The following is a 26,167-nucleotide window of genomic DNA, read 5'->3' on the forward strand; positions in this document are numbered from 1 at the left end:
CGCGTCCGTGCGAGCGTCGCTCCCCCCCGAGGACAGACCATCACCGCCGTCATCGCCCGCGCGGGCGGGCGAACCAGCATACCACCGGCGGCCATGATCCGCCGAGACGCCGCGGCGTACTGGATGCCCGTCTGCGCCCTGGGGTTATGGGTCCCGGATCGGCGCGCTGTGCGCGCTTGTCCGGGACGACACCGGGGATTGGGTTGGCGACATGAGCAGCCATGGAGATGAGCGCGTGCGTTCCCGCGGCCTACGAGGCCCGAGGTGTGGGTTCGTCGTGTCCCTCCTGATCATGAGAGGGCGCGAGGAAGGCCGGACCTCGGCTGAGGCCCGTGGCCCGCCTGCTCAAAAGAATGCAGGCGGCAGGTACCACAGGTACAGCCGGACAGACCCGGCCTTCCCCGCGCGACGGTGTTAACGGTGTCCTTCGTGCTCTCCCTGGGGATCGGCGTTCTTGCCCCCATCGCCCGCGCGTGCCGTCAAGCAACGACCACGGACTTGACCTCAGCGTCGAGAGGCCAGGACCACACGACTTCGCCGTCCGCGCCGCCTGCGCTCGTCTGGCACAGCCGTCACGTCCATCGCAGCCCACCTCCACGTTCGTGACGACGCGTACGTCCCTCTGCTCGAGGCGGGATGCACGCAGGAGACCATGATTTCCGAAAAATAGCAAGGTAATTATTTTTCTCAGAACATGATCCGCCCTCCCCCGCACGCGGGCATCGGCTCAATCCGGCTTGGGCGGCTCGATCCAGATTCCCGGGTCGGAATGGGTCCGGATGTGATCGACGAGGAAATCGGCGAACACCCTGATCTTGGCCGGCAGCCTGACGCGGTTCTGGTAGGCGATGTTCATCGTCAAGAGCGGCAACTCCCAGTCGAGCAGGACCGGCACCAGCCGGCCGGCCAGAATGTCGCTCTGCACGATGTAGAGCGGCTGGATCAGGATGCCGAGCCCGGCAAGCGCGGCGCCCTTGATCACCTGGCCGTCATTACTGTCGAGCGTCGGCGCGATCCGAATGCTCTGGGCTGTCGTGCCGTTGCGCAGGGACAGGGAATACGGATCATTGGCAAGATTGTAGATCAGCATGTCGTGGCGCACCAGATCGCCGGGAACGACGGGACAGCCACGGCTCGCGAGATAGGACGGCGCGGCCGCCAGCACGCGCCGCATCTGCCCGATGCGGCGGACGACGATGCCCGAGTCCGGCTCATGCTCGCGGGTGCGGATCGCCACGTCGATGCCCGCCTCGATGAAATCCGGGTAGCGGTTGGCGGCGATGATCTGCAGGCTCAGCTTTGGATACATCGCGCGAAACGCCGGCAGCATCGGCGCGAGATAGATCGTCGCGAACGACAGCGAGCTGGTGACGCGCAGCATGCCCTGCGGCGACAGCGCGCGGTCGCTGACGGCGTCCTCGGCCTCGGCCAGCTCGTTGAGCAGCGGGCCGCAGCGCTGCAGCAGCTCCTGCCCGGCTTCGGTCAGCCAGAGCCGGCGCGTGTTGCGCTCGATCAGGCGCACCGCGAGCCGTTCCTCCAGCGCGCTGAGATGCCGGCTCGCCGCGGCGTTGGACATCCGCAGGGACTCGGCGGCCTTGGACAGGCTGCCCAGCTCGGCCGTCTTGGAAAACACCTCGAGTTGGAGCAGACGGTCCATTGTTACGCTGAGCGGAAAACAGAGTTACAATTTTTGTCCTTTATTTCCATTTCCTGCAAGGCAAAATCGTCCGACAAGACCAAGCACAGGTGAGGAACGCACGAATGACGGGGCCGATCAGGCACATCGTGATGTGGCGGCTGCGCGCCGAAACGGCTGCCGAGCGCGCCGCGGCCCGGCTCAAGGTCAAGACCCTGTTCGAGAGTTTGAAAGGCCGGATCGACGGCCTGACCCACATCGAGGTCGGTCTCGATGTCAGCGACGTCGACTATGCCTGCGACGTCGTCCTGTTCTCCGAATTCGCCAGCAGCGCCGCATTGAAGGCCTATGCGTCGCATCCGGAGCACCTGCGCGTCCGCGAGGAGCTCGGCGACCTCAGGATCGGCCGCTTCCAGGTCGACTATCCCGTGGCGACCGGCACGTGACCGGCCCCCTCACGTCGACGAACCTGCGAGGCAGCATCGCGTCGCCACAGGCGCAGCAAATGAAGCAATCGGCGGACCTCACCCATGTCACTTCCTGACAAGCGCCTCGCCTTCATCGGCATCGGCAAGATCGGCCTGCCGATCGCGGCGCGGCTCGCCAAGGCCGGCCATGACGTCACGGCGTTCGATCCCAACGCCGCCCGGCTCGACGAGGCACGTGCGCTCGGCATGGCCGCCGCGTCGTCCGCTGCCGAGGCGGTGCGCGACCATGCCGTCGTCATCTCGTCACTGCCCGACGATACCGCACTGCGCGCGGCGATGCTGGACAGCGGCGGACTGATCGCGGCCATGGCGCCGGGCGCGATCCTGATCGAGACCAGCACCGTGGGTGTCGACGCGTCGAGCGCGGTCGCGGCCGCCGCGAGCGCTCGCGACGTCGCCTATCTGCGCACGCCGATCTCCGGCAATGCCAGCATCGCCCACACCGGCGAGCTGACGTGCTTCGTGTCCGGTCCAAGAGAGGCGTTCACCCTGATTACGCCGGTGCTGGCCGGCTTCACGCGCGCGCAGACCTATCTGGGCGCGGCGGAAGAGGCGCGCTACGCCAAGCTCGCCGTCAACCTGATGATCGCGACGACGGCGGCGATGATGGCCGAAAGCCTCGCCCTCGCACGCAAGGGCGGCATCGCCTGGCCCGACATTCTGCAGGTGCTGCATGACAGCGCAGTCGCCTCGCCGATGGTGAAGTACAAGACCGCGCCGCTGCTGGCGCGCGACTTTGCCGCGACGTTCTCCTGCGCGCAGATGGCCAAGGATCTCGATCTGATTCTCGGCGCCGGCCATGCCGTCGGCGTGCCGCTGCAGCTCGCGGCGCAGGTCCGTGAGACCTATGGCGCGCTGATCGCGTCAGGCGATGCCGACACCGACTTCCTCGCCACCGTCCGGCATGTCGAGCGGCTGTCCGGGCTCGGCGAGCCTCTCTGAAAGGAGCCGCGTCTTGCGCAACTTCAACGAAACCACGATCACAGATGCCGTGCTCGAACGCTTGGCGGGCGCGCGTGATGCGCGGATCAAACAGGTCAGCGAGGCGCTGGTGCGGCATCTCCATGCCTTCGTGCGCGAGGTCCGTCCGACTCAGCAGGAATGGGAATACGGCATCGACTTCCTGACCCGCACCGGCCAGATGTGCGACGACAAGCGCCAGGAGTTCATCCTGCTGTCGGATACGCTCGGCGTTTCGATGCTGGTCGACGCCATCAATCATCCGGTGCCGGAAGGCGCCACCGAGACCACGGTGCTCGGCCCCTTCTTCGTCCAGGCGGCGCCGGAACGCGCCAACGGCGACGATATCGCGGGCCCGATGAAAGGCGATCCGCTGCTGGTGACCGGCTCGGTGTCGAGCGCGGACGGCGCGCCGCTGGCAGGCGCCGTGGTCGACGTCTGGCACTCCGACGACGACGGCTATTACGACGTGCAGCGGCTCGAGCAGATCGGCGATCTCGCCATGCGCGCGCGCTTCCATACCGACGCCGACGGCCGCTTCCATTTCTGGTCGATCAAGCCCGCCGCCTATCCGATCCCCAACGACGGGCCGGTCGGCGACATGCTCACGGCGCAGGGGCGGCATCCGTGGCGGCCGGCGCATGTGCATTTCATGATCTCGGCGCCGGGCTTCGAGCGGCTGGTGACGCATGTGTTCGTGGCCGGTGACCAGTATCTCGATTCCGACGTCGTGTTCGGCGTCAAGGACAGCCTGATCCGCGACTTCACGCGCTGCCCGCCGGGCCGTGCGCCAGATGGCCGCATGGTGACGGACGGATATTTTCATCTCAATTATGATTTCGGCCTGAAACGGCTTGCGGAGCGCGCCAATCAGGTTTGAGCTGAGCGGACGACAAGGACCGTCAAGAGTCCTGTCATCGTCGAGGAAGCGGACGGGAGGAATGATGGAGTTGCGGGTCGGCACCGGCGCATTGGCCGAGCGGCTTTCGAACCTGATCGGGCCGCGTGCGAGTCTCGCGCGCGGCGTGCTGGATCAGCACGGCCGGAGCGAGTCGTACTATCCGGCGATGCCGCCCGACATCGTCGTGTTTCCCGAGACGACGCAGGAGGTCGCCGACATCGTCAGGCTGTGCGCCGAGGCTGCCACGCCGATCGTGCCGTTCGGCGCCGGCACGTCGCTCGAAGGCAACGCTGCGGCTGTCGCGGGTGGGGTCTGTTTCGACTTCGCCCGCATGAACAAGGTGCTGGCCGTGCATGACGCCGACATGGACGTCGTGGTGCAGCCCGGCATCACCCGCAAGCAGCTCAATGCCGAGCTGCGCGGGACAGGCCTGTTCTTTCCGATCGATCCCGGGGCCGATGCCTCGATCGGCGGCATGAGTTCGACCCGTGCCTCCGGCACCATGGCGGTGCGCTACGGCACCATGAAGGACAACGTCCTCGCATTGGAGGTGGTTCTGGCCGACGGCCGGGTGATCCGTACCGCGAAGCGTGCGCGCAAATCCGCCGCCGGCTACGACCTGACACGGCTGTTCGTCGGATCGGAGGGGACACTCGGCGTGATCACCGAGATCACGCTGAAGCTGCATCCCCTGCCCCAGGCGATCTCGGCCGCAACCTGCAGCTTCCCGACTTTGCACGACGCGGTCGACACAGCGATCGCGCTGATCCAGTCGGCCGTCCCCGCCGCCCGCATCGAGCTCGTCGATGACGTTATGATGCGCGGCATCAATGCCTATGCGAAGCTCGGCTATCGGGAAGCCCCGACGCTGTTCCTGGAATTCCACGGCTCTGATGCCGCCGTCGCCGAGCAGGCGCAGACGGCGGAGGCGATCGCGATCGAGCATGGCGGCCGAGGCTTCGCCTCGGCCAAGGCCGCCGAGGATCGCAGCCGGCTCTGGCACGCCCGCGACAATACGCTCTACGCCGGCCTCGGCCTGCGCCCCGGCGCCCGCGCCGTCATCACCGATGTCTGCGTGCCGATCTCCCGGCTGGCCGAATGCCTGACCGAAACGCGCCGGGACGCCGACGCCAACGGCTTCCTCGCACCGATCGTCGGCCATGTCGGCGACGGCAATTTCCACATGCTGATCCTGATCGATCCAACTGATGAGCACGAGCTGGCCGGCGCCAAGGCGCTGCAGTCGCGCATGGTGGCGCGCGCGATCGCGATGGACGGCACCTGCACCGGCGAGCACGGCATCGGCCTCGGCAAGGTCGACTATCTCCGGGACGAGCTCGGCGAAGCCGTCGCGGTGATGCGCGCCATCAAGGCCGCGCTCGATCCGGATGGCCTGATGAATCCGGGCAAGATCTTCGCCGCCGGAGCGCAGGCATGAGCGCCGCAGCCGCCATCGCATCTCCATCGCCGCTGCTGGAGCTGCGCGGCATCAGCAAGGAGTTTCCGGGCGTCAAGGCGCTGGATGATGTGTCGTTCACGATCCACCCGGGCGAAGTCCATATGCTGCTCGGCGAGAACGGCGCCGGCAAATCCAGCCTGATGAAGATCCTGTGCGGCGCCTATAGCGCCGATGCGGGTGAGGTCTATTACAAGGGTAAGAAGGTTGCGATCGCCTCGACGGCCGATGCGCAAGACCTCGGCATCGCCGTGATCTTCCAGGAATTCTCGCTGGTGCCGTTCCTCGACATCGCGCAGAACATCTATCTCGGCCGCGAGCCGAAAGGCCGCCTGCCCGGCACCATCGACCGCCGCAGGATCCTGGCCGATGCGAAGCGCGTGCTCGACAGCATCGGCTTCGACATCGATCCTTCTGTCATCGTCGACACGCTCGGCGTCGCGCAGCAGCAGATGGTCGAGATCGCCAAGGCGATCAGCCAGAATGCGCGGATCCTGGTGATGGACGAGCCGACGGCGGCGCTGTCCGACCGCGAGGCGGAGCTGCTGTTCGCGCTGATCCGACGGCTGAAGGCGGACGGCGTCGCGATCGTCTACATCTCGCACCGCATGGCCGAGGTGTTCGCGCTCGGCGACCGCATCACCGTGCTGCGCGACGGCCGCCGCATCGGCGATGTCAGCCCCGCCGACGTCACGCCCGACCAACTCGTGCGCATGATGGTCGGTCGCAATGTCGACATGACCTATCCGCGCCAGTTCGCGGAAGCACCCGGCGAGCTGCTGCTCGAGGTCAAGGGACTGAGCGCCACGACCGGGATCGCCGACATCAACATCGAGGTGCGGCGGGGTGAGATCGTCGGCCTGTGCGGCCTCGTCGGCTCCGGCCGCACCGAGGTGGCGCGCGCGATCTTCGGCGCCGATCCGGTCAGCGAGGGCGAGATCATCTTCGACGGCAAACCGATCGCGGGCGAGCCCGACATCGCGGCCCGCCGCGGCATCGCGCTGATCCCCGAGAGCCGCAAGAGCGAGGGCCTGGCGCTGCTGCGCTCGGTCGGGGACAACCTCGTGGTCTCGGCGCTGAAGAAGCTGTTTCCCAGCGGGCTCTACGATCCCCGCGGCGCACAGCGCACCGCGGACGGGCTGATCCGGCAATTGCGGATCGCAACACCGAATGCGCGCCAGACGGTCGGCCTGCTCTCGGGCGGCAACCAGCAGAAGGTCGTGATCGGCAAGTGGCTCGCGGCCGGCGCCAGGCTGTTCATCTTCGACGAGCCGACGCGCGGCATCGACGTCGGCGCCAAGTCCGAGATCTTCGCGCTGATCGACCGGCTGGTCGCCGAGGGCGCGGCCGCGCTGATGATCTCGTCCGAGCAGATCGAGATCTGCCACGTCTGCGACCGCGCCTATGTCATGCGCGAGGGCCGCATCGCCGGACACCTGGCGCGCAGCGAGCTGACCGAGGAGAATATCGTGCGACTGGGGATGCATGATGAGTGACGCCGCCGTCGTTTCGCCGATCCGGTCGCTGCAGCGCATCCCCGGCGTGGCGATCGTGCTGGTGCTGCTGATCGCGCTGTTCGGCGCGATCGCGCCGGGCTTCCTGTCGGCCGCGAACCTCTCCAATGTGCTGGTGCAGTCGACGATCCTGACCATGCTCGCGCTGCCGATGACCCTGATCATCATGACTGAAGGGCTCGACCTCTCGATGGGCGCGGTGCTGACGCTGACGTCGCTCTGCGTCGCCATCGTCTCGCTCGCGACCAAGTCCGTGCTGCTGGGCCTCGGCGCCGCGGTGCTGGTCGGCGCGGCGTTCGGCTCCGTCAATGGCTGGCTGGTCGCGATCGTCGGGATTCCGCCGTTCGTGGCCACCCTCGCCACGCTCGGCATGGCGCAGGGCCTGTCGCTGGTCGTGAGCGACGGCCAGAGCGTGGTCGGCATTCCCCACGGGGTGCGCGACATCTATTCGGCGACGCTGCTCGGCATCCCCGTGCCGATCGTGATGGGGCTCGCAACCTACGCGGTGTTTCACGGCCTGCTTTATCACACCAGGTTCGGCACCTACATCTTCGCGCTCGGCGGCAACCGCGAGGCGCTCCGCTATGCCGGCCTGTCGCCGACCCGGCTGCTGATCGCGGTCTATGCGATCGGCGGCACGATGGCGGGCATCGCCGGTCTGCTGATGACCGCGCGGATGAATTCGGGACATCCGACCGCAGGGCTCGGGCTGGAGTTCGACGCCATCGCGGCGGTCGCGGTCGGCGGCACCTCGTTCGAGCGTGGCAATGGCTGGCTGCTCGGCACCGTGCTCGGCGTCATCGCGGTCGGCGTGCTGCGCAACGGCCTCAATCTGGTGTCGCTGCCATCCTCCGTGCAGGTCGCGAGCGTCGGCGCGCTCGTCATCGTCGCGATGTTCCTCGACGGCCTGCGGAGCCGGTCATGACCGACATCGCCAAAGAGAGCGTCTTGCCGCAGCGGTCGTTCCTGTCGCAGAACGCGGCACAGGTGTTCTACCGGCTGCTCGCCGCGCTGCTGATCTGCGCCGCGCTGACCGTGCTGAGCGACTCCTTCCTCAGCCTCGGCAACATCCTCAACGTGCTCAGGCAGGCGAGCCTGACCTTCTTCATCGCCTCCGGCCTGACACTCGTGGTGCTGACCGCCGGCCTCGATCTGTCGGTCGGCGCCAACGTTGCCTTATCGGCGTGTCTCGCCGGCACCGTGATCCATCAGACCGGCTCGCCGGTGCTCGGGATCGCCACGGGGCTGCTTGCGGGCGGCAGCGTCGGCTTCCTCAACGGCTTCATGGTCACGGCGCTCCGCATCCCCTCCTTCATCGCGACCTACGGCATGCTCTGGGTGCTGAACGGCGTCACCTACTGGTACATGGCGGGCGAGACGATCCACGGCTTTCCGGCCGGCTTCCGCCAGATCGGCAGCGGCTATCTGCTCGGGCTGCCGATCCCGGTCTATCTGCTGCTGGTGTTCCTCGCGATCGGAACGCTGTTCGCGCAACGCACCACATGGGGCCAGGAGATCTACGCCATCGGCGCCAATCCGGTCGCGGCGCGACTCTCCGGCATTCCGGTCGCGCGCCGGCTGCTGCTGGTCTACACCGTCTCAGGCACCATGGCCGGCCTCGCCTCGATCATCTTTCTGTCGCGGCTCAACTCCGCCGAAGCCGACATCGGCGAAAGCCTGACGCTGCCGGCCATCGCCGCGGTGCTGATCGGCGGCACTTCGCTGTTCGGCGGCGTCGGCACCGTGTTCGGCACCTTCATCGGCGCCCTGATCCTGACGCTGGTGCTGAACGGCATGAACCTGCTCGCGATCAGCGCCAACTGGCAGCCGCTCGTCACCGGAATCATCGTCATCATCGCCGTCTGGCTCGACATGAAGACGCGGCGCCCGACGCAATGAGCTCATAAGCAAACTCAGAAAACGAGGGATGGAAACACCATGCAACACCGGATACCGCACAGCCTCGCGCTCGCACTCCTGATCACGGCCGTCACGACGCAGGCCCGGGCCGACGGCGAGACCATCGCCGTCTTCACCAAGAACCAGACCAACCCGTTCTTCCAGACGGTGCGGGTCGGCGCCGACAACATGGCGAAGGTGCTGAACGCCAAGATCCTGCACTACATCCCGACCAAGCCGGACTCGATCCCCGAGCAGCTCAGCCAGATCGAAGACGTGGTGGTGAAGAAGCCGAGCGCCATCGTCTTCACGCCGGTCGACTACAAGGCGATGGTGCCCGGCGTCGAGAAGATCAACGACGCCAAGATTCCCGTCGTCAACATCACCGACCGCTCGGCGGGCGGCAAGTTCGTCTCCTTCGTCGGCGCCGACGACTACAGCCTCGGCCTGGAGACGGGCCGGTTCCTGCTCAAGACGCTCGGCGGCAAGGGCAACATCGTCATCATCGAAGGGGTCAAGGGCTCGCTGACCAATGTCGACCGCGTGCGCGGGTTCAACGACGCGCTCAAGGAGAACCCCGGCGCCAAGCTGCTGGCGTCGCAGCCCGGCAACTATCAGCGCCTGCAGGCCCTCCAGGTGATGGAAAACCTGATGCAGTCCAATGCGCAGATCGACGGCGTGCTCGCCGCCAACGATGCCATGGCCGTCGGCGCCATCGAGGCGCTGGACGGCGCCAACCGCAAGGCCCAGGTGATCGGCATCAACGGCACCAAGGAGGCGATCGACGCGATCAAGTCCGGCAAGCTGCTCGCCAGCGGCGACTATAACGGCTTCGCCCAGGGCTGCCTCGGCACCATGATGGTCGTCCGCTCGCTGCGCGGCCAGCCGGTCGTCGGCGAGATCGTGCTGAAGCCGACCGTCATCACCAAGGACAACTACCAGCCGTTCGACGTTCCGCTCGAGCAGCGGACCTGCCCGACCTTCGAAGAGGCGAGCAAGCTCAGCGCGAAATAGGATCAGCCATCAGTCCGGAAGCAGGACGGCATGGAGCCGTCCGGCTTCAACTTGCGGAGAGAATTCATGCTGTTTGCGATTCACGCGATCGACAAGCCGGACGCGCTGCCGGTCCGGCTTGCCAATTACGACGCGCACAAGGCCTATCTCGGTGACACCGCCCGCCTGCCCGTCACCATCGTGATGTCCGGCCCGCTCGTCTCCGACGATGGGTCGACGATGATCGGAAGCCTGTTCCTGGTCGAGGCTGCCGGCCGCGCCGAGGTCGAAGCCTTCAACCGCGCCGACCCGTTTGCCGCGGTCGGCATCTGGGACAAGGTGACGATCACCGGCTTCCTGCGGCGCCAGGGGTAGTCAGCCCTTCAGCTCGATGCCGGCCAGCGCCTCGCTCAGCTTCGCCAGCGCGGTGTGATCCTGCCCGGGTCCGAGCATCCCTTGCGCGCTCGCGCTCAGCTCGCGGCAGAGATTGGAGAATGGGGCCGCGACCCCGCTGGCACGCGCAACCTCGAGCGCGATCGAGAGGTCCTTGACCATCAGGTCGAGGCCGAAGCCGCTGTTGAACTGGCGCGACAGCACGAACTGCTTGAACTTCTTCTGCGTCGAGTTGTTCATGCCGGTCGAGGCGTTGAGCACGTCGGTCATCAGGCCGGGATCGATGCCGAACTGCTGGCCGATCAGCAGCGCCTCGATGCCGATCAGGAAGCCGCCGGCCGAGACGAGGTTGTTGAGCGCCTTCATCGCCTGGCCCGAGCCGAGGCCGCCGATGCGGTGGATCGTCGTGCCCATCGCGCGCAACAGCGGCTCGACGCGATCGAGCGCAGCCGGCTCGCCGCCGGCCATGATCGCGAGCTCGCCGGTCACCGCGCGCGGCACGCCGCCGCTGACCGGCGCATCGAGCATGATCACGCCGAGCGGGGCGAGATCGGCCGCGATCGCCTGCGTCGCGGCCGGCGCGCCGGAGCTCATGTCGATCACGATGTGACCCTGCCTCAGACCGGCGCGCAGGGTCCCGACCGCGTCCGCGACATGCTTGCTGGTCGGCAGCATCGTGATGATGACGTCGGCATCTGCCGCTGCCGCCGCGAGATCCCCCGCCTCGATGCCGCCGACCTGGTGCACGAAATCCGCAGCCCGTTCTGGAACGGCATCATTGACCGCCACCGCAAAGCCGGCGCCGAGCAGGCGCGCGGCCATCGGCCAGCCCATGTTGCCGATGCCGACGAACAGGATCTTCCCCGGCGCGCTCATGTGCCGTCCTTTGCGCCGTCCTTCTTGGCGATCGCGCCCTCCGCGACCAGCACCTCATGCGCCGCCTTGAAGGCTTCGAGCCCTGCGGGAATGCCGCAATAGACAGTGGCGTGCAGCAGGATCTCCTTGATCTCGTCGACCGTGACGCCGTTGGTGAGCGCGCCCTTGACATGCAGCTTCAGCTCGCTCGGCTTGCTCAGCGCGGTCAGCATCGCGAGATTGATGATGCTGCGGGTGCGGCGATCCAGTCCTGGCCGGGTCCAGGCATAGCCCCAGCACATTTCGGTGGTGATGTGCTGGAAGGCCATCATGAAGTCGTCGGCCTTGGCGAGGCTGCCATCGACGTAGGCCGCGCCGAGCACCTCGCGGCGCACCTTCAGGCCCTTCTCGAACAATTCTTTTTCGTCGCTCATCCGCTCGTCTCCTTCTGCAAACCCAGATGTCAGCTCTTTGTCTGAGCATGATCTTTTCGGAAAACCGGCTTCCACTTTTCCGGATCATGCTCTAGCGCCTCGCCGCGCGGACTGACAACAACAACGCCGGGCGGCGTTGTCAGTGACGTCCGCACGGCGGAATTGATCGGAGATGCGAATCCGCTAGCCGTGCTTGACGATCAGGGTCTTCATCGCCGCAAGCTCGTACAGCGCCTCGAAACCCTTCTCGCGGCCGTGTCCCGATTTCTTCATGCCGCCGAACGGCAGCTCGATGCCGCCGCCAGCGCCGTAGCCGTTGACGAACATCTGGCCGACCTTGACCTTGCGCGCGACGCGCATCGCCCGCGAGCCGTCGCCCGACCATACGCCCGCGACCAGGCCGAAATCGGTGCCATTGGCAAGCTTGATCGCATCGGCCTCGTCGTCGAACGGCATCGCCGCCAGCACCGGGCCGAACACCTCGTCGCGCGCCAGCTCGGAGTCGCGGGCGACCTGCTGATAGAGCGCAGGCGCGACGTAGAAGCCTTCGCTCGGCACGCCGTCGGCGATCTTGCCCTGGGCCACGCGCTTGGCGCCGCCGGACTCGGCACGCGCCAGCATGCTCTCGATGCGCTTCTTCTGCACCGCGCTGATGACGGGGCCGAGATCGAGATCCATCTCCGGGGTGCCGGCGGTGATCTTCTCGAAGCGGAGCTTGAGGTCAGCCAGGAAACGGTCCCAGATCGAACGCTCCACCAGCACGCGCGAGCCGGCCGAGCAGGTCTGGCCGGCGTTCTGCACGATCGCCGCGGCCACCGAGGTCAGCGCCGCATCGAGATCGGCGTCGGCGAACACGATCTGCGGCGACTTGCCGCCGAGTTCGAGCGTGCAGCCGATGTGGTTCCTCGCGGCCGCCGTCTGCACGAGCGTGCCGACCTCCGGGCTGCCGGTGAAGGAGATGAAATCGATACCGTCATGCGCCGACAGCGCCGCACCCGCCTCCTCGCCAAGGCCCGGCACGACATTGATCGCACCGGCCGGGAAGCCGGCTTCCGCCGCGAGCTCGGCAAGACGCAGCGGCACAAGGCAGGCCTCCTCGGCCGGCTTGATTACGGTCGCGTTGCCCATCGCCAGCGCCGGCGCGACGGTGCGGCCGAACATCTGCCCCGGATAATTCCACGGAATGATATGGCCGGTGACGCCGAGCGGCTCATAGACCGTGGTGACGAAGAAGCCGTCGAGAAACGGGATGGTGTCGCCATGCACCTTGTCGGCGGCGCCGCCGTAATATTCGAAATAGCGCGCGACCGCGACCACGTCCGCCTTGGCCTGCTTCATCGGCTTGCCGGTATCCGCCGCTTCGAGCTTCGCGAGTTCCTCGGCGTTGTCCTCGACGAGGCGGCCGAGCTTCGACAGCAGGCGCCCGCGGTCCACCGCGGCGAGCCGGCCCCACGGGCCTTCGAGCGCGCGGCGCGCCGCCGCCACGGCAAGATCGATGTCGGCCGCATCCCCTGCCGCGATCGAAGCGATCACCTGGCCGGTCGCCGGAGCAAGCATCGCAATGGTGCGGCCCGACCGCGCGGGCTGCCACGTGTTGTCGATGAAGACGCCCTTTGCGGCAGGCAGTTTGACATTGGCGTTCATGGCAGCTCTCCGGCTTCTCTTGCAGCTCGTCCTCGGTCATGTCAGACCTCGGCACGGTGCATCACCACGCGGCCGCGCGACGGCCGAGGCAACGGAGGCGTGTCACCATGGCCGGATTGGCCGGCCGCTCTCCCCGTTTGCGCTGCAGCGGTCATGATGCCCGATGGATGCGTCCGACGTTTCTGTCAGACAATATCGGAGCCGTCCAGAACGGGGCGTGGGGTGCACGAGAACGTGCGGCGCGCGGCGCTTCGGGGCTCGCGCGCGATCGGCCGCGACGTGATCGTCGCAAGGCTCGTCATCTGGCTTACCGCCTGGTCCGCCAGGCGGTCGGGAACGCTGGTGGCCGGCGCGGCGATCTCGCCCAGCGCGGCCGCTGCCTCCTTGCGAGAGATTGGCCTGCTCGTGGGTGATGCAATGGGTGCTCGGCCGCACCACGTGCAGCACTGCGCCCGAAAGGGCGCGACCATCATCACGAAGCCACGAGGTGCGGTCCGGTGCTGCCGCGTGCGACGATCTCGAAACCGAGGTCGATCCGCCGCGTTCTCGGCCGCTTGCCGGTGGCGATCACCTGAAGCACCAGTTCGGACGCCACGCGCCCCATGTCGGCTCGCGGCGTCAGCACGGTCGACAGCGGCGGATTGGAGGCCGCCGCGAATTCCAGGTCGTTGAAGCCGATCAGCGAGATCCGGCGCGGGACCTCCAGCCCCGCCTGCTGGCAGGCGAACAACGCACCCAGCGCGATGTTGTCATCGCAGCAGAAAATCGCATCGGGAGCTCCGCTCGCGAGCATCTCCTCGGTCAGCTTCCGCCCCAGCGAGATCGTCGTCTGTGCCGGGAGCCAGGCAACCAGCGACTCGCCGTCCAAACCAGCTTCCGTCAGCGCCGCGCGATAACCCTCCAGCCGGGCTCGTGCCCGGTCGTCGCGCTGTCCGGAGAGGTAGGCGATCCGCCGATGTCCCAGCTCGATCAGGAAGCGGGTCGCGGCGTAGCCGCCCTGGCGCTGCGAAAGTCCGACGTTCAGATCGATCGGATCGTCGGTCAGCTCGAACGTCTGCACCACCGGAATCCGCGAACGTTCGAGAACGCGCCGCGCGGCCCGAGTCTGGTTCACCCCGACCAGGATCAGCGCCTCGATGTTCTGGCCCAGCAGCGTCCTGATCGCGCCCTCTTCCTCCTCCGCCGAATAGCGGCTGCTGACGACGACGGGACGAAAGCCGAGCGGCAGCAGGGTGTCGTAGATCGCCTGCAGGTAGTCCGCGAAGATGCCGTTGGAGAGCGACGATACGACGATGCCGATGGAATGCGTGCGGGTCGAGGCGAGCCGGCTCGCCGCGAAATTCGGCACATAGGCCAGCCTCTCGACCGCGGCATCGATCCGCTTGCGCAACTCCGGCGAAACCATATCGGGCCGCCGCAGCGCCCGCGACACGGTGACAGCGCTGACATGAGCGATGCGGGCGACGTCCTCCAGCGTGGTGCGACGCTTCTGAGACATGATCCTTGCAACATTGATTCACGCGGATTTGTCCGAACCATATTCATGACATGCGACCGGCCGCTTGGCAAAAGCCGCGCGACGGTAATTGACAGCGCTGTCATTGATCAGTAACGCTTGGCGGGTCGAGACGACGAGCAATGCTCGCACAAACCTCCGGAAACAAAGAGGCGTCTCGCACATGCGTCATTGATTTGGCGCCACAACAACAGGGGAGGTCACGAATGTCGTCCAAGTCGATGAGGGCGCGATGCCTTGCCACTTGTGCATCGCTGGTGTTGGTCACGGCGTTTGCCGGCAAGGCGCTGGCGGAGCCGGAGATGGTCAAGGGACCGGCGACCGAGCCTGAATGCATGGTGCCGTGGACCGCGGACACCAAGTTCTTCAAGTTTCCGGCCAAGAAGGGCCCGTACCGCATCGCACTGGCGAACGGCTACATCGCCAATACCTGGCGCATCCAGATGATTCAGACCGCGAAGGCCTATGCGGCGCAGCCGGAGGTCAAGGCCAAGCTGAAGGAGTTCAAGGTCGTCTCGACCGGCGAGGACGTCCCGGCCCAGATCTCGGCGATCAACAACTTCATCGACTCCGGCTACGACGCCATTGTCGTCAACGCGCAGAACCCGACCGCATTCGGGCCGGTGATCAAGCGCGCCAAGCAGGCCGGCGTCATCCTCGTTGCCTTCGACAACATCCTTGCGACGGAAGATGCGATCAACGTCAATGTCGACCAGAAGGGTCTCGGCGAACTCTGGGCGAAGTGGCTGGTCAAGAACGTGCCGGGCGGCGGCAAGGTGCTCGAGGTGCGCGGCGTCGCCGGCACCTCGGTCGACACCGATCGTCACAACGGCTTCCACTCCGTTCTCGACGGCTCCGGCAAGAAGTGGCAGGTCACCGAGGTCGTCGGCAAATGGGACGACGGCGTCGCCCAGAAGGCCACGGCGGATGCGATCGCGACCAATGGCCCGTTCGATGCGATCTCCGGCCAAGGCGGCGACACCGGCATCGTGCAGGCCATGCTCGACGCCAAGCACAAGATGGTGCCGTTCGGTGGCGAGACCGAAAACGGCTTCCGCAAGTTCTGCGCCGCCAAGGCGTCCGAAGGCCTGAAATGCTCTTCCGCCGGTACCGGACCTGCGCAGGTCGCGGTCGCGATCAAGGTCGCGCTCGCCGCCCTCGAAGGCAAGGTGGTGCCGCAATCGGTCAAGCTGCCGCTCGCGGTCGTGGAAGATCCGAACTTCAAGAAGGATCAGGACTACTTCCCGGCCCAGTCCGACAACTTCTTCGTCGGCAACTCCTTCCCGACCTGCGGCATCAACTTCACGGCGCAGGAGATCATGGGTCAGTCGAAGGAAAATCAATAGGCCGGTGTGATCGCTGGTCCGCGAGTTCTCTCGCGGCCAGCCTGTCCCTATTGCTCAAGCGACTGAGGGAGCAAGCATGATCGCGGCCGAGCCGCTGTTTCGCGCCGAAGGACTGTCCAAGCGCTACGGCGGCGTGATCGCTCTCGACGGTGCGGACCTGGAGGTCCATCCCGGCCGCATCCACGCGATTCTCGGCGAGAACGGCGCCGGCAAGTCGACGCTGATCAAGCTCATGGTCGGCGTGGTCACGCCGGACGAAGGCCGCATGACGCTTGCGGGACGCGAGGTCGCCTTCACCGGTCCTTCCGCGGCAAACGATGCCGGCGTCGTCTGCATCTTCCAGGAGCTGTCGCTGATTCCCGACCTGTCGGTCGCGGACAACATCATGATCTCTCATCCGCCGACGCGGTTCGGCATGATCGATCGGCGAGCCCAGCGTCGACTTGCAGAGGAGGCGCTGCACCGCGCTGGCGCCGGCGATATTCATCCGCGTGCGCTGGTGAAGGACCTGCCGCTGTCGCGCCGGCAGATGGTCGAGATCGCGAAAGCGCTGTCGCGGCAGCCCAAGATCCTGATCCTCGACGAGGCAACCTCGGCGTTGACCGCTTCCGACGTGACCAAGGTGTTCAAGGTGCTGAAGCGCCTGCGCAGCGAGGGGCTGGCGCTGCTCTACATCTCCCACCGCATGCACGAGATCGCCGAGCTCGCCGACGAATGCAGCGTGTTCCGCAACGGCCGCCGCATTGCGACCTTCCCGGCCGGCACCAAGACGGATGCCGAAGTGATCGAGCTCATGATCGGCCGTGAGTACAAGCATGCCTTCCCGGAAAAGCCGCCGCGGAAAATCGATGGCCGGCCGCCCGCGCTGCAATGCAGGAGCATCAGTTGGGGCGACCGGCTGAAGGACATCTCGTTCTCGCTGCAGGCCGGCGAGATCATCGGTCTCGGCGGGCTCGACGGCCAGGGCCAGCGCGAGCTGCTGCTGGCGCTGTTCGGCGTGCTGCGGGACTGTCGCGGCGACATTCTGATCGACGGCAACAAGGTGACGATCGACAGCCCCGTCACCGCCAAGTCGGAGCGCATCGGTCTCGCGCTCATTCCGGAGGACCGCAAGACCGAAGGACTGATGCTGCCGATGTCGGTGCGCGACAATCTCTCGGCTGCCGCCTTCGACCGGTTCGCGACATTCGGCATCATCGACCGGCAGCGGCAATCGACGCTGATCGACGAGATGATCCGCCTGATCGAGATCAAGACCGCCTCCCCCGATCTCGCCGTCAGCGCGCTCTCCGGCGGCAACCAGCAGAAGGTCGTGATCGCGAAATGGCTGATGAACAAGCCGCGCATCATCCTGCTCAATGATCCGACGCGCGGCATCGATGTCGGCACCAAGCAGGAGATCTACCGGCTGCTGCGCCGGCTTGCCGACGAGGGTGCCGCGATCCTGCTCTATTCGACCGACTATGACGAGCTGATCGGCTGCTGCGACCGCGTGCTGGTGATGTACGATGGCGCGATCAGGCGCGAGCTCGCGGGCGCCGAGATCACCGAACGTGCGCTGGTCAGCAGCGCGCTCAACGTCGACGAGGGCGAGCGAGCGGAAGCGAGTCTGGCATGACCGAGTGGCGGTACTGGCTCTCCGAACAGCGCGGCACCCTGCTCGCGATCGGGATCTTCGTCGCGATGTTCGTGCTCTATGCGACCAATCATCCGGCCGGCTTCAGCGCCAACATGGTGCAGACCGCCGCCAACAAGGCGACGCTGCTGGCCTTCGTCGCCATGGCGCAGGCGATCGTGGTCATCACCGCCGGCATCGATCTGTCCGTCGGCATGATCCTGACCCTGACCAACTGCCTCGCGTCCTGGATCGTGGTCGGAACCGCCACCGAGACGGCGCTCGGCGTGGCCGGCGTGCTCGGCACCGGCATCGTCTGCGGCATGATCAACGGCGCGATCGTGATCTTCGGGCGTCTGCAGCCGATCGTGACCACGATCGCCACGGGCGCGATGTATTACGGGCTCGCGCTGTTCCTGCGACCCAATCCCGGCGGATCCGTCAACGAGACGCTGGCCGATGCCCTGACCGGCAGGCTGTTCGGCGTGCTGCCCACGAGTCTCGTGGTTCTGGCTGTGACGGCGCTGCTGATCTGGGTGCCCTATAGCCGCTCGGTCGTCGGCCGCGCCGCGTTCGCGACCGGCTCCTCCGAGGTCGCAGCCTACATGTCCGGCGCGCCGATCCGCGCGGCCAAGTTTGTCGCCTACACCTTGGCCGGCCTGTTGTCGGCGATCGGCGGCCTGTTCCTGACGTTCTTCTCGTATACCGGCGAGGCCGCCTATGCGAGCGGCAACGCCTACACGCTGTTCTCGATCGCGGCCGTGGTGCTCGGCGGCGTGTCGCTGATGGGCGGGCGCGGCAGCGCGATCGGGGCGATCTTCGGCGCCCTCGCGTTCCGCACCATCGGCGATCTCCTGTTCGTGTTCGATTTCGATCCGCTGTGGCAGCCGCTATTCCAGGGCCTCGTGCTGATGCTCGCGGTCTCGATCGGAGCGTTCGGCCTGGTGCGGGTGCGCAATCGCCTGGAGTGGTTCGGATGAGCGACGCAACGGCATCACAACCGGCCCGTCGGGGGATCGCCATACTGCGCCGGATCGATCCGGCGGTGGCGGCCTCGTTCGGCTGCATCCTGCTGTTGCTGCTCGTGGGCAGTCTCTATTCGCGCAGCTTCCTGTCGCCGGACTATCTGCTGCAGCAGTTGAAGGTCGCGAGCTTCCTGGGCGTGATCGCCACCGGGATGATGCTGGTGATCCTGCTCGGCCAGATCGATCTGTCGGTGCCGTGGGTCGTCACGACCGGTGCGATGATGGCCTGCGCGGCGGCCGCTCATGGCACGACCGGCGCCATCATCGCGATTCCCTGCGGCATTCTCTGCGGTGCCGCCATCGGTCTGTTGAACGGCATCGGCGTCGCCTATCTGCGCATCCCCTCGATGATCATCACGCTGGCGACCAACGCGGTCGCGCAAGGGCTGATGGTCGCCTACACCGGCGGCTTCGCGCCGCAGGATTCCGCCTCCAAGGCGATGCGCTATCTCGCCACCGGCACCATTGTTCCCGGCGTTCCGAACGCGGTGCTGGTCTGGGCGATCATCGGCGGCGCAGCGATCTGGCTGCTGTCGCGGACCACGTTCGGCCGCGCCATCTACGCCATCGGCAACCGCGAGCGCGCCGCCTATCTCTCAGGGATCGATACACGCCGCATCACCATGCTGGCGTTCGCGCTGTCGGGCGCCCTCTCCGCCTTCGGCGGCGTGCTGCTCGCGGGCTATGCCTCGAAGGCAGCGCAGTCGATGGGCGACGCCTATTTGCTGCCCTCGATCGCCGCCGTCGTGCTCGGCGGCACGCACATTCTCGGCGGCCGCGGCAGCTATCTCGGCACCGTCGCCGGCGTCGTGCTGATCACCCTGCTACAATCGATCCTGTCGGTGATGCAGATCAGCGAGGCCGGCCGCCAGCTGATCTACGGCGCCGTGATCATCCTGATGCTTCTGATCTACGGCCGCCAGAAACTGTGATCGCACGCGACATCGCGCCGGGGCGATCGGACGGAAGACGGCTGCACGGACAGCGACCGCGGCGACCGGCCCTCCCGCAAGCCGGCCTGCGAGCTGCGGCGCATGCGACAGCACTACCAAGGGTGGCTTCCCATGATGAATGGTGAAGACCCTTTACACGAGGGCTGTGTCGACGCGAAAGCGGCTTCGTTTTCCGGACATGAATGCGGTCTCGACACAACCGATACAGGATTCCAGGCTACGTTCAGTTAAGCATCTCATCACGGTATCCCTGTATTTTACCCGCAAAGGTTGATTTGTTGGCCTGATTGGCCGTAACAAGACACCGACGGGAAACAAGTCGAAATCCATTGAAACGTGAGAGCGGACGACAATGTCGGACACCGCCGCCGGTGGTCTATTGCCTGATCTCAGCCGCCGCTGGCTCCCCTGGACAAAGAGCGTCCTGCGACGGCGCCATGAAGGCGGGGATGCAGCGACAGCCTGGGCCGTGTTCCGGTTTAACTGGGCTGTCATGACAGCACTTTGGGCGCTGTTCGGACTGTGCCTGATCTTTACGGACTTTCGCATCGAACCAATCGGCTACGTCGTCGTGCTGTCGACATCGGCCGTCTATGGCCTCATCGGCTACGCCAATGCACGGTCGGCCCAGCGTGCCAAACCCTGGATGTTCTCATTCCTGACCGGGATGGCCCAGACCACCCTGGCATCCACCGTGCTGGCGTCACTGTCCTACATTGCGACGGCCGCCAATCTGCCGCTTCAGGACGCCAACCTGCTCGCCCTCGATCGCGCCCTCGGCTTCGACTTTCGCGAGTACTTGTCGTTCGTCAATGACCGTCCGTGGGCCGTCTTGACCCTCGCGTTCGGCTATCGATCCATTTCCTGGACGATCTGCATCATCGTCGTGGCCCTTCCCTTGTTGGGCCACTACCGCCGGTTCGCGGAGTTCAACCTCGCGATCAGCCTGACGCTGGCGCTGACCTGCATCGTCACCTTGTTTGTTCCTGCACTCGGCGTGTACCACGCGTTGGAGCTGCCGCCGTCCGCCTACGCAAACCTCATCCCGCAGGCCTATTTCGACACGGCGCGCGAGGTGCCCCTGGTTCGCGACGGGACGCTGCGCCTGTTGGACACCAGCCATCTCGCGGGGATCGTGACCTTTCCGAGCTTTCACGCGGCGGCCGCGGTTCTCGACGGCTGGGCGCTGTGGTCGTTGCGCTGGTTGCGACCATTCAATGTCCTGATCCACGGCGCGATGTTGCTCTCGACCCCAATCGGCGGCGGGCATTTCCTCGTCGACATGATCGCCGGCATCGCGATCGCGACGGCGTCGATCTGCATCGCGCGTCTCGTTGCCCTGAGGCTGCGCGAGCGCGACGCCTCGTTTCCGCGAGGCATGTTGGGACATCCAGCGCCTCAGACCTGAACTGATGGATTCGGGCACGGCAGGATGTCTGTTGCACATCTGCCCGAGCTGCATCGGCGAACGCGTGCCCGCAGTCCGCGCACCTCACACTTCGAGCCACTCCTGCCGGACCGCGGTGTTGGCCTTGAGCTGATCCGGCGTTCCTTCGAACACGACACGGCCATGGCCCATGACGTAGACGCGCTTCGAGATCCGCATGGCGATCGAGAGCTTCTGCTCGACCAGCAGGATCGCGACGCCCGCCGCTGCGATCCGGGCGATCAGATCGCCGACCTGCTGCACGATCAGCGGCGCCAGACCTTCGGTCGGCTCGTCGATCATGATCAGGTCGGGGTCGCCCATCAGCGTCCGGCAGGTGGTCAGCATCTGCTTCTCGCCGCCCGACAAGACGCCGGCCGGCGTATCGGCGCGCGCCGCGAGATTGGGAAACATGTCGAGCATGTCCTGAAGGCGCCACTTCCCCGGCCGCCGCGTGTCCTTGATGCCGAGCACGAGGTTTTGCCGGACGGTGAGGCTCGGGAAGATATCGCGATGTTCGGGCACATAACCGAGCCCAAGGCGCGCGATCTTGTAGCTCGGCAGACCTGCAATGTCCCGGTCCTTGAAGCGGATCGTCCCCTGCGGGCTGACCTCGCCCATGATCGCCTTCACGGTGGTCGAGCGGCCGACGCCGTTGCGGCCGAGCAGGCTCACGACTTCGCCGGCGGCGACGTCGAGGTCGACGCCCTGCAGAATATGGCTCTTGCCGTAGTAGGCGTGGAGGTTCCTGACTTCGAGCATCAGTGGGCCTCCTCGCCGAGATAGGCTTCCTTCACCTTCGGGTCGCGACGGATCTCCTCCGGCGTGCCCGACGCGATGATGTGGCCGTAGACCAGCACCGAGATGCGATCGGCGAGACCGAATACCACGCTCATGTCGTGCTCGACGATCACCAGCGTCCGCCCCTCGGTGAGCCGCCGGATCAACGACACGGCGCGCTCGGTTTCCGCGTGGCTCATTCCGGCCGTCGGCTCGTCGAGCATGACGACCGTCGCACCGCTCGCAATGGTGACCCCGATCTCCAGCTCGCGCTGCTCGGCATAGGTCAACAATCCCGCGGGAATGTCACGCCGATGCGTGAGATGGATGTCGTCGAGAATCTGGGCGGTCCGCTCCCGCACCTCCGGGAGACTGTCGACGTTCTTCCAGAACGCGTAACGATGTCCGGTCGCCCACAGCACGGCGCATCGGACGTTCTCCCACACGGTCATGCGGGCGAACACGTTGGTGACCTGGAACGAGCGCGACAGGCCGCGCCGATTGATCTCGAACGGCCGCAGGCCCGAGATGACCTCGCCGTTCAGCCTCACCTCGCCGGAGGTCGGCTTGATGTGTCCGCTGATCAGGTTGAACGTCGTGGACTTGCCGGCCCCGTTCGGGCCGATGATGGCGTGGCGCTCGCCCTTGGTGACGCTGAGATTGAGGTCGCGGATCACGCCGACATTGCCGAAGCGCTTTTCGACGGCACGAACTTCGATCGCTGCGGTCATGCCAGATACCCCCGGTCACGCGCCACGGTGGCGGCCCTGTCCCAGGCTTCGGCGATCCGCTGCCACGTCCACCGCGCGACGACTAAGCCGGCGACCACCAGAATCGCGGCGGCACCCCATGTCGCCGGCGATTGCGGATTCAACGCCATGCCGAACAGGTTGATGGCGTCACCAGCCGAATAGCGCGCGACCGTCTCGATGGTCAGGATGACGCCGTAGGCGAGCGCCGCGGTCGGCACGATGGCCACGAGATAGGACGGGATCACCATTCCGAGCGTTCCGGCACGGACCAGCGGCCGGTGCATCATCAGCAGACCGGCAATGCCCCCGGGCGAGAACATGACGATGCCGATGAAGATGATGCCGAAATAGAGCTGCCATACGCTGGTGAGGCTCGTCAGCCCGAGCTGGAGATAGGTCACCAGGATCGCGCCGAGGATCGGACCGAAGAAGTAGGCCGTCCCGCCGATGAAGGTCGCGAACAGCACGAGGCCCGACTGGATTGCACCGAGATAGGCGGAATTCGCGATCTCGAAGCTGATCGCCGCGAGTCCGCCCGCGATGCCAGCGAAGAACCCGGCAAAACAATAAGCGAGATAGCGGACGACGTGCGGATCATAGCCGATGAACTGGACCCGTTCGGGATTGTCGCGCACCGCATTGCTGATCCGTCCCAGGGGCGTCCGGGTCAGCGCATACATCGCGATTGCCGACAGCACCAGCCAGAACGCGATCAGGTAATAGACCTGCAGCTGCGGGCCGAAGGTCCAGCCGAACATGCGCGGCAGAGCGGTGCGGTCCGTGGTGATGCCGGCTTCGCCGCCGAACACCGAGCGCAGGATCAGCGACGACGACGCCACGAGCTCGCCGATGCCGAGCGAGATCATCGCAAACACCGTGCCAGCGCGCTTGGTCATGACCCAGCCGAGGATGATCGCGAAGGCGAGGCCGCCCAGCCCGCCGAACAGGGGGATGAAGGGCAGCGGAATCGGCCAGCCATGCGCCAACACCGCGTTCATCATGTGACAGGCCGCGAAGCCGCCGAGGCCGTAGTGAACCGCGTGGCCGAACGACAGCAATCCGGTCTGACCGAGAAGGACGTTGTAGGAGAGCGCGAACACGATCGCGATCCCGATCAGGCTGAACGAGGTCAGCGATCCGCCCGAATTGAACAGCAGCGGCAGCACAATCAGCACGGCCACGCCGATCAGCCAGACGGCGTAGAAGCGGAGACGGGAGCCGGCGGGCTTTGCCGCGAGATGAGACGCGGAGGTGACTGCTGCGGTCATGATTCGCGAGTCCCCATCAGGCCCACGGGGCGCACGATCAGGACGAGCACCAGCAGCAGGTAGGGAACGATCGGCGCGACCTGCGCGATCGTCACGTTCCAGATGTCGGTGAGCACCGATGGCCCTGCGGAGGGATCGAGCGGTCCGAAGGCGCTCGCCAGCGAGCCGTTCAACGCGACGGCGAAGGTCTGCACCAGGCCGATCACGAGCGAGGCGATGAAGGCGCCCGGCAGCGAGCCGAGGCCGCCGAACACGATCACCACGAACAGGATCGGCCCGAGTGCGGCGGCCATGTCGGATTGCGTGACCAAGGCGGGGCCGGCGATGACGCCGGCGAGGCCGGCCAGCGCGCTGCCGACCCCGAACACCACCATGAATACGCGTCCGACATTGTGGCCGAGATGGCCCACCATATGGGGATGGGTCAACGCGGCCTGCACGATCAGGCCCACGCGGGTGCGCTTGAGCACGATCAGGAGCACCACGAAGATCGTCACCGATACCGCCAGCATGAAAAGCTTGTACGCCGGATAGTTGGTCGAGAAGATCGTGAACGCGGGAAAGTCCAGCAGCGCCGGCACGCGATAGTCGAGCGGAGTCCTGCCCCAGATCATCGAGACGATCTCCTCGATGGCGAACGCGAGGCCGAAGGTCAGCAGCAGCTCGGCAACGTGGCCATGCTTGTGCGTGTTGCGCAGACCATAGCGCTCGACCGCCATGCCGATGGCCCCGACCAGCAGCGGCGCGAGCAGCAGGGCCGGCCAGAAGCCGACCCACTTCGTGAGCTGGAAGCCGAAGAAGGCGCCGAGCATGTAGAAGCTGGCGTGAGCAAAATTGAGCACCCCCATCATGCTGAAGATGACGGTCAGCCCGCTCGACAGCAGGAACAGCAGCATGCCGAACAGCACGCCGTTGAGGGTCGAAATGACGATGAGTTCAAGCACGGCGCACTCGCGAATGTCCCGGGCTTCAATGCCCTGCCGCTCATTCTCTGACGGACCGACGCACGGCCGGCGCCACTTCCCGCACGCGGACCTCGTGCGGGAAGCCGGCGCGGATCGTTACGGACGCGCCATCTTGCACGTCGTCGACACCATGGCCTGGGGCGTATCGACCCTGGAGACCAGGTGCCATCCCCAGCCGGTGTTCTCCTCGTCGAACGTCTCGTTCGCCGCGAGCTTGCCGAAGGACGAGACGTAGATCGGCTGCAAGAACTGGTGATCATCCTTGCGCATGAAGCCGGTGCCGCCATCCAGCACCTCGAGCTTGAGGTCCTCGAGCGCGGCCGCGACCTTCACCGGGTCGATGGAGTTGGCCTTCTCGGCCGCCGCCTTGAACATGCGCATCTCGTTGACCGCGCGCGGGTACCACAGCGACATGTTGACCTTGGCGCGGAACGCCTTCTCGTAGTCCATCGCGGCCTGATGGCCCGAATTGGCGAAGCCTTCGGTCAGTTGGAAGACCTGATGATCCAGACCCGTCTGCTTGATGGCGGTCGGGCCGCCGGCGCCGCCCGCATAATAGGTGTACCAGTTGACCTTCAGGCCGGCATCGGCGGCGGCCTTGAGCAGCAGCGCGATGTCCTGGCCCCAATTGCCGGTGATGACGCTGTCGGCGCCGGACGCCTTGATCTTGGCAATGTAGGGCGAGAAGTCCGTGATCTTCAGCAGCGGATGCAGCTCGTCGCCGACGATCTGGACATCGGGCCGCTTCGCCGCGAGCATCTTGCGCGCGTCGCTGCGGACCGACTGGCCGAAAGAATAGTCCTGATTGATCAGATACACCTTCTTGATGGAAGGGATGTCCTTCATGTAGTTGGTGAGCGCCTCCATCTTGATGTCCGAGCTGGCGTCCCAGCGGAAATGCCAGTAGCTGCATTTCTCGTTGGTCATGCTCGGGTCGACGGCGGCATAGTTGAAGTACAGCACTTCCTTGCCGGGGTTGCGCGTGTTGTGCTTGTTGACGAAATCCTCCAGCGCGAGCCCGACGGACGATCCGTTGCCTTGCGTGATGTAGCGGACGCCGGCGTCGATCGCCTTCTGGGCCTGGACCAGGCTCTCTTGCGGATTGGTCTTATTGTCGAACGGCACGATCTCGACCTTATGGCCGAGAATGCCGCCCTTGGCGTTGAGCTCGTCGGCCAGATACTGGAACGTCTTCAGGCCCCCCTCGCCGATACTGGCGCCGCCGCCGGACAGCGGATCGATATAGCCGATCTTGACGGTGTCCTCGGCTTGCGCGGCGTGACCGAGCATCGGGACGATCAGGGCAATGGCCAAAGTTAGCTTGCGCATAGTCTTGTTTCCTCGCGGG

The 26,167-nt window shown here is 65.9% G+C and carries 24 protein-coding genes; 14 read left to right on the forward strand and 10 right to left on the reverse strand.

The genetic code is table 11. The annotated features are described in order from the left end of the window. Positions 1-727: 727 nt before the first annotated feature. Entirely contained in the window at positions 728-1,657 is a 930-nt protein-coding gene (locus tag QX132_RS13990) for a LysR family transcriptional regulator (protein WP_315736697.1), read from the reverse strand. 104 nt (positions 1,658-1,761) lie between these two features. Here QX132_RS13990 and QX132_RS13995 point away from each other — a divergent pair, with 104 nt between their 5' ends. The 9 genes from QX132_RS13995 (at position 1,762) to QX132_RS14035 (ending at position 10,222) form a co-directional block, all read left to right on the forward strand. Beyond that, positions 1,762-2,082 carry a Dabb family protein gene (locus QX132_RS13995; RefSeq protein WP_315754956.1) on the forward strand — a complete coding sequence of 107 codons (321 nt, stop codon included), beginning with the start codon at positions 1,762-1,764 and terminating at the stop codon, positions 2,080-2,082. Between the two features lie 84 nt (positions 2,083-2,166). Next, on the forward strand, positions 2,167-3,066 hold the full coding sequence (locus QX132_RS14000; protein WP_315778892.1) for an NAD(P)-dependent oxidoreductase: 900 nt from the start codon (positions 2,167-2,169) through the stop codon (positions 3,064-3,066). A gap of 13 nt (positions 3,067-3,079) precedes the next feature. Next, positions 3,080-3,964, forward strand: coding sequence for an intradiol ring-cleavage dioxygenase (locus QX132_RS14005; protein WP_315754952.1), 885 nt, complete (start codon positions 3,080-3,082; stop codon positions 3,962-3,964). 64 nt (positions 3,965-4,028) lie between these two features. After that, positions 4,029-5,423 (forward strand): FAD-linked oxidase C-terminal domain-containing protein, encoded by a 1,395-nt coding sequence (locus tag QX132_RS14010; protein ID WP_316161654.1) that lies wholly within the window; start codon positions 4,029-4,031, stop codon positions 5,421-5,423. After that, the gene (locus tag QX132_RS14015) at positions 5,420-6,937 is read left to right on the forward strand and encodes a sugar ABC transporter ATP-binding protein (protein WP_316161542.1); all 1,518 of its coding nucleotides are present in this window, start codon (positions 5,420-5,422) and stop codon (positions 6,935-6,937) included. The genes QX132_RS14010 and QX132_RS14015 overlap by 4 nt, the downstream gene beginning before the upstream one ends. Then, the gene (locus QX132_RS14020; protein ID WP_316161543.1) at positions 6,930-7,880 is read left to right on the forward strand and encodes an ABC transporter permease; all 951 of its coding nucleotides are present in this window, start codon (positions 6,930-6,932) and stop codon (positions 7,878-7,880) included. The genes QX132_RS14015 and QX132_RS14020 overlap by 8 nt, the downstream gene beginning before the upstream one ends. Continuing rightward, a complete protein-coding gene (locus QX132_RS14025) occupies positions 7,877-8,854 on the forward strand; it encodes an ABC transporter permease (protein WP_316161544.1) in 978 nt (325 codons plus the stop codon). The genes QX132_RS14020 and QX132_RS14025 overlap by 4 nt, the downstream gene beginning before the upstream one ends. A gap of 39 nt (positions 8,855-8,893) precedes the next feature. After that, positions 8,894-9,868: a sugar ABC transporter substrate-binding protein gene (locus QX132_RS14030; RefSeq protein ID WP_315771357.1), complete on the forward strand. Its 975-nt coding sequence runs from the start codon at positions 8,894-8,896 to the stop codon at positions 9,866-9,868. Positions 9,869-9,934: 66 nt separating this feature from the next. Further along, entirely contained in the window at positions 9,935-10,222 is a 288-nt protein-coding gene (locus tag QX132_RS14035; RefSeq protein ID WP_315778904.1) for a YciI family protein, read from the forward strand. Here the strand turns inward: QX132_RS14035 and QX132_RS14040 are convergent, their stop codons facing one another. From QX132_RS14040 to QX132_RS14055, 4 genes are all read right to left on the reverse strand, one after another. Then, positions 10,223-11,116 (reverse strand): NAD(P)-dependent oxidoreductase, encoded by an 894-nt coding sequence (locus QX132_RS14040; RefSeq protein WP_316161546.1) that lies wholly within the window; start codon positions 11,114-11,116, stop codon positions 10,223-10,225. It abuts the gene before it with no gap. Continuing rightward, positions 11,113-11,529, reverse strand: a complete 417-nt coding sequence (locus tag QX132_RS14045; protein ID WP_315736685.1) for a carboxymuconolactone decarboxylase family protein — start codon at positions 11,527-11,529, stop codon at positions 11,113-11,115. The genes QX132_RS14040 and QX132_RS14045 overlap by 4 nt, the downstream gene beginning before the upstream one ends. A 183-nt stretch (positions 11,530-11,712) precedes the next feature. Continuing rightward, on the reverse strand, positions 11,713-13,173 hold the full coding sequence (locus QX132_RS14050) for an aldehyde dehydrogenase family protein (RefSeq protein ID WP_315811218.1): 1,461 nt from the start codon (positions 13,171-13,173) through the stop codon (positions 11,713-11,715). Positions 13,174-13,645: 472 nt separating this feature from the next. Then, entirely contained in the window at positions 13,646-14,671 is a 1,026-nt protein-coding gene (locus tag QX132_RS14055; protein WP_315778909.1) for a LacI family DNA-binding transcriptional regulator, read from the reverse strand. 224 nt (positions 14,672-14,895) lie between these two features. Between QX132_RS14055 and QX132_RS14060 the strand changes: the two genes are divergently transcribed. The 5 genes from QX132_RS14060 to QX132_RS14080 all read left to right on the forward strand — a co-directional run bounded on the left by QX132_RS14060 (position 14,896) and on the right by QX132_RS14080 (position 21,036). Further along, a complete protein-coding gene (locus QX132_RS14060; protein ID WP_315771346.1) occupies positions 14,896-16,035 on the forward strand; it encodes a sugar ABC transporter substrate-binding protein in 1,140 nt (379 codons plus the stop codon). A 76-nt stretch (positions 16,036-16,111) separates the two neighbouring features. Continuing rightward, entirely contained in the window at positions 16,112-17,653 is a 1,542-nt protein-coding gene (locus QX132_RS14065; RefSeq protein ID WP_316161548.1) for a sugar ABC transporter ATP-binding protein, read from the forward strand. Next, positions 17,650-18,630: an ABC transporter permease gene (locus QX132_RS14070; RefSeq protein WP_315754908.1), complete on the forward strand. Its 981-nt coding sequence runs from the start codon at positions 17,650-17,652 to the stop codon at positions 18,628-18,630. Before QX132_RS14065 ends, QX132_RS14070 begins: the two co-directional genes overlap by 4 nt. Then, positions 18,627-19,607, forward strand: a complete 981-nt coding sequence (locus QX132_RS14075; protein ID WP_316161550.1) for an ABC transporter permease — start codon at positions 18,627-18,629, stop codon at positions 19,605-19,607. The genes QX132_RS14070 and QX132_RS14075 overlap by 4 nt, the downstream gene beginning before the upstream one ends. A 514-nt stretch (positions 19,608-20,121) precedes the next feature. Then, positions 20,122-21,036, forward strand: a complete 915-nt coding sequence (locus tag QX132_RS14080; RefSeq protein ID WP_316161552.1) for a phosphatase PAP2 family protein — start codon at positions 20,122-20,124, stop codon at positions 21,034-21,036. Positions 21,037-21,120: 84 nt separating this feature from the next. Here QX132_RS14080 and QX132_RS14085 read toward each other — a convergent pair whose 3' ends face one another. From QX132_RS14085 to QX132_RS14105, 5 genes are all read right to left on the reverse strand, one after another. Next, positions 21,121-21,816 carry an ABC transporter ATP-binding protein gene (locus QX132_RS14085; protein ID WP_315736677.1) on the reverse strand — a complete coding sequence of 232 codons (696 nt, stop codon included), beginning with the start codon at positions 21,814-21,816 and terminating at the stop codon, positions 21,121-21,123. Beyond that, on the reverse strand, positions 21,816-22,565 hold the full coding sequence (locus QX132_RS14090) for an ABC transporter ATP-binding protein (RefSeq protein WP_315736676.1): 750 nt from the start codon (positions 22,563-22,565) through the stop codon (positions 21,816-21,818). The genes QX132_RS14085 and QX132_RS14090 overlap by 1 nt, the downstream gene beginning before the upstream one ends. Next, complete coding sequence (locus QX132_RS14095) at positions 22,562-23,854, reverse strand: branched-chain amino acid ABC transporter permease (protein WP_316161553.1); 1,293 nt, start codon at positions 23,852-23,854, stop codon at positions 22,562-22,564. Before QX132_RS14095 ends, QX132_RS14090 begins: the two co-directional genes overlap by 4 nt. After that, positions 23,851-24,798 (reverse strand): branched-chain amino acid ABC transporter permease, encoded by a 948-nt coding sequence (locus QX132_RS14100; RefSeq protein ID WP_315736674.1) that lies wholly within the window; start codon positions 24,796-24,798, stop codon positions 23,851-23,853. Before QX132_RS14100 ends, QX132_RS14095 begins: the two co-directional genes overlap by 4 nt. Positions 24,799-24,915: 117 nt before the next feature. Further along, positions 24,916-26,148 (reverse strand): branched-chain amino acid ABC transporter substrate-binding protein, encoded by a 1,233-nt coding sequence (locus QX132_RS14105; protein WP_315754896.1) that lies wholly within the window; start codon positions 26,146-26,148, stop codon positions 24,916-24,918. Positions 26,149-26,167: the final 19 nt, after the last annotated feature.

This window comes from Bradyrhizobium sp. SZCCHNRI20481, assembly GCF_032485055.1.
Taxonomy (GTDB): domain Bacteria; phylum Pseudomonadota; class Alphaproteobacteria; order Rhizobiales; family Xanthobacteraceae; genus Bradyrhizobium.

Bases quoted from the DNA above. Each gene is read 5' to 3' on its own strand.
- QX132_RS14070 (WP_315754908.1), top strand. From the start codon at position 17,650: ATGACCGAGTGGCGGTACTGGCTCTCCGAACAGCGCGGCACCCTGCTC.
- QX132_RS14075 (WP_316161550.1), top strand. From the start codon at position 18,627: ATGAGCGACGCAACGGCATCACAACCGGCCCGTCGGGGGATCGCCATA.
- QX132_RS14020 (WP_316161543.1), top strand. From the start codon at position 6,930: ATGAGTGACGCCGCCGTCGTTTCGCCGATCCGGTCGCTGCAGCGCATC.
- QX132_RS14015 (WP_316161542.1), top strand. From the start codon at position 5,420: ATGAGCGCCGCAGCCGCCATCGCATCTCCATCGCCGCTGCTGGAGCTG.
- QX132_RS14095 (WP_316161553.1), bottom strand. From the start codon at position 23,854: ATGACCGCAGCAGTCACCTCCGCGTCTCATCTCGCGGCAAAGCCCGCC.
- QX132_RS14060 (WP_315771346.1), top strand. From the start codon at position 14,896: ATGTCGTCCAAGTCGATGAGGGCGCGATGCCTTGCCACTTGTGCATCG.
- QX132_RS14105 (WP_315754896.1), bottom strand. From the start codon at position 26,148: ATGCGCAAGCTAACTTTGGCCATTGCCCTGATCGTCCCGATGCTCGGT.
- QX132_RS14090 (WP_315736676.1), bottom strand. From the start codon at position 22,565: ATGACCGCAGCGATCGAAGTTCGTGCCGTCGAAAAGCGCTTCGGCAAT.
- QX132_RS14030 (WP_315771357.1), top strand. From the start codon at position 8,894: ATGCAACACCGGATACCGCACAGCCTCGCGCTCGCACTCCTGATCACG.
- QX132_RS14080 (WP_316161552.1), top strand. From the start codon at position 20,122: ATGACAGCACTTTGGGCGCTGTTCGGACTGTGCCTGATCTTTACGGAC.
- QX132_RS14025 (WP_316161544.1), top strand. From the start codon at position 7,877: ATGACCGACATCGCCAAAGAGAGCGTCTTGCCGCAGCGGTCGTTCCTG.
- QX132_RS14045 (WP_315736685.1), bottom strand. From the start codon at position 11,529: ATGAGCGACGAAAAAGAATTGTTCGAGAAGGGCCTGAAGGTGCGCCGC.
- QX132_RS14055 (WP_315778909.1), bottom strand. From the start codon at position 14,671: ATGTCTCAGAAGCGTCGCACCACGCTGGAGGACGTCGCCCGCATCGCT.
- QX132_RS14040 (WP_316161546.1), bottom strand. From the start codon at position 11,116: ATGAGCGCGCCGGGGAAGATCCTGTTCGTCGGCATCGGCAACATGGGC.
- QX132_RS14000 (WP_315778892.1), top strand. From the start codon at position 2,167: ATGTCACTTCCTGACAAGCGCCTCGCCTTCATCGGCATCGGCAAGATC.
- QX132_RS14050 (WP_315811218.1), bottom strand. From the start codon at position 13,173: ATGAACGCCAATGTCAAACTGCCTGCCGCAAAGGGCGTCTTCATCGAC.
- QX132_RS13990 (WP_315736697.1), bottom strand. From the start codon at position 1,657: ATGGACCGTCTGCTCCAACTCGAGGTGTTTTCCAAGACGGCCGAGCTG.
- QX132_RS14035 (WP_315778904.1), top strand. From the start codon at position 9,935: ATGCTGTTTGCGATTCACGCGATCGACAAGCCGGACGCGCTGCCGGTC.
- QX132_RS14065 (WP_316161548.1), top strand. From the start codon at position 16,112: ATGATCGCGGCCGAGCCGCTGTTTCGCGCCGAAGGACTGTCCAAGCGC.
- QX132_RS14010 (WP_316161654.1), top strand. From the start codon at position 4,029: ATGGAGTTGCGGGTCGGCACCGGCGCATTGGCCGAGCGGCTTTCGAAC.
- QX132_RS13995 (WP_315754956.1), top strand. From the start codon at position 1,762: ATGACGGGGCCGATCAGGCACATCGTGATGTGGCGGCTGCGCGCCGAA.
- QX132_RS14085 (WP_315736677.1), bottom strand. From the start codon at position 21,816: ATGCTCGAAGTCAGGAACCTCCACGCCTACTACGGCAAGAGCCATATT.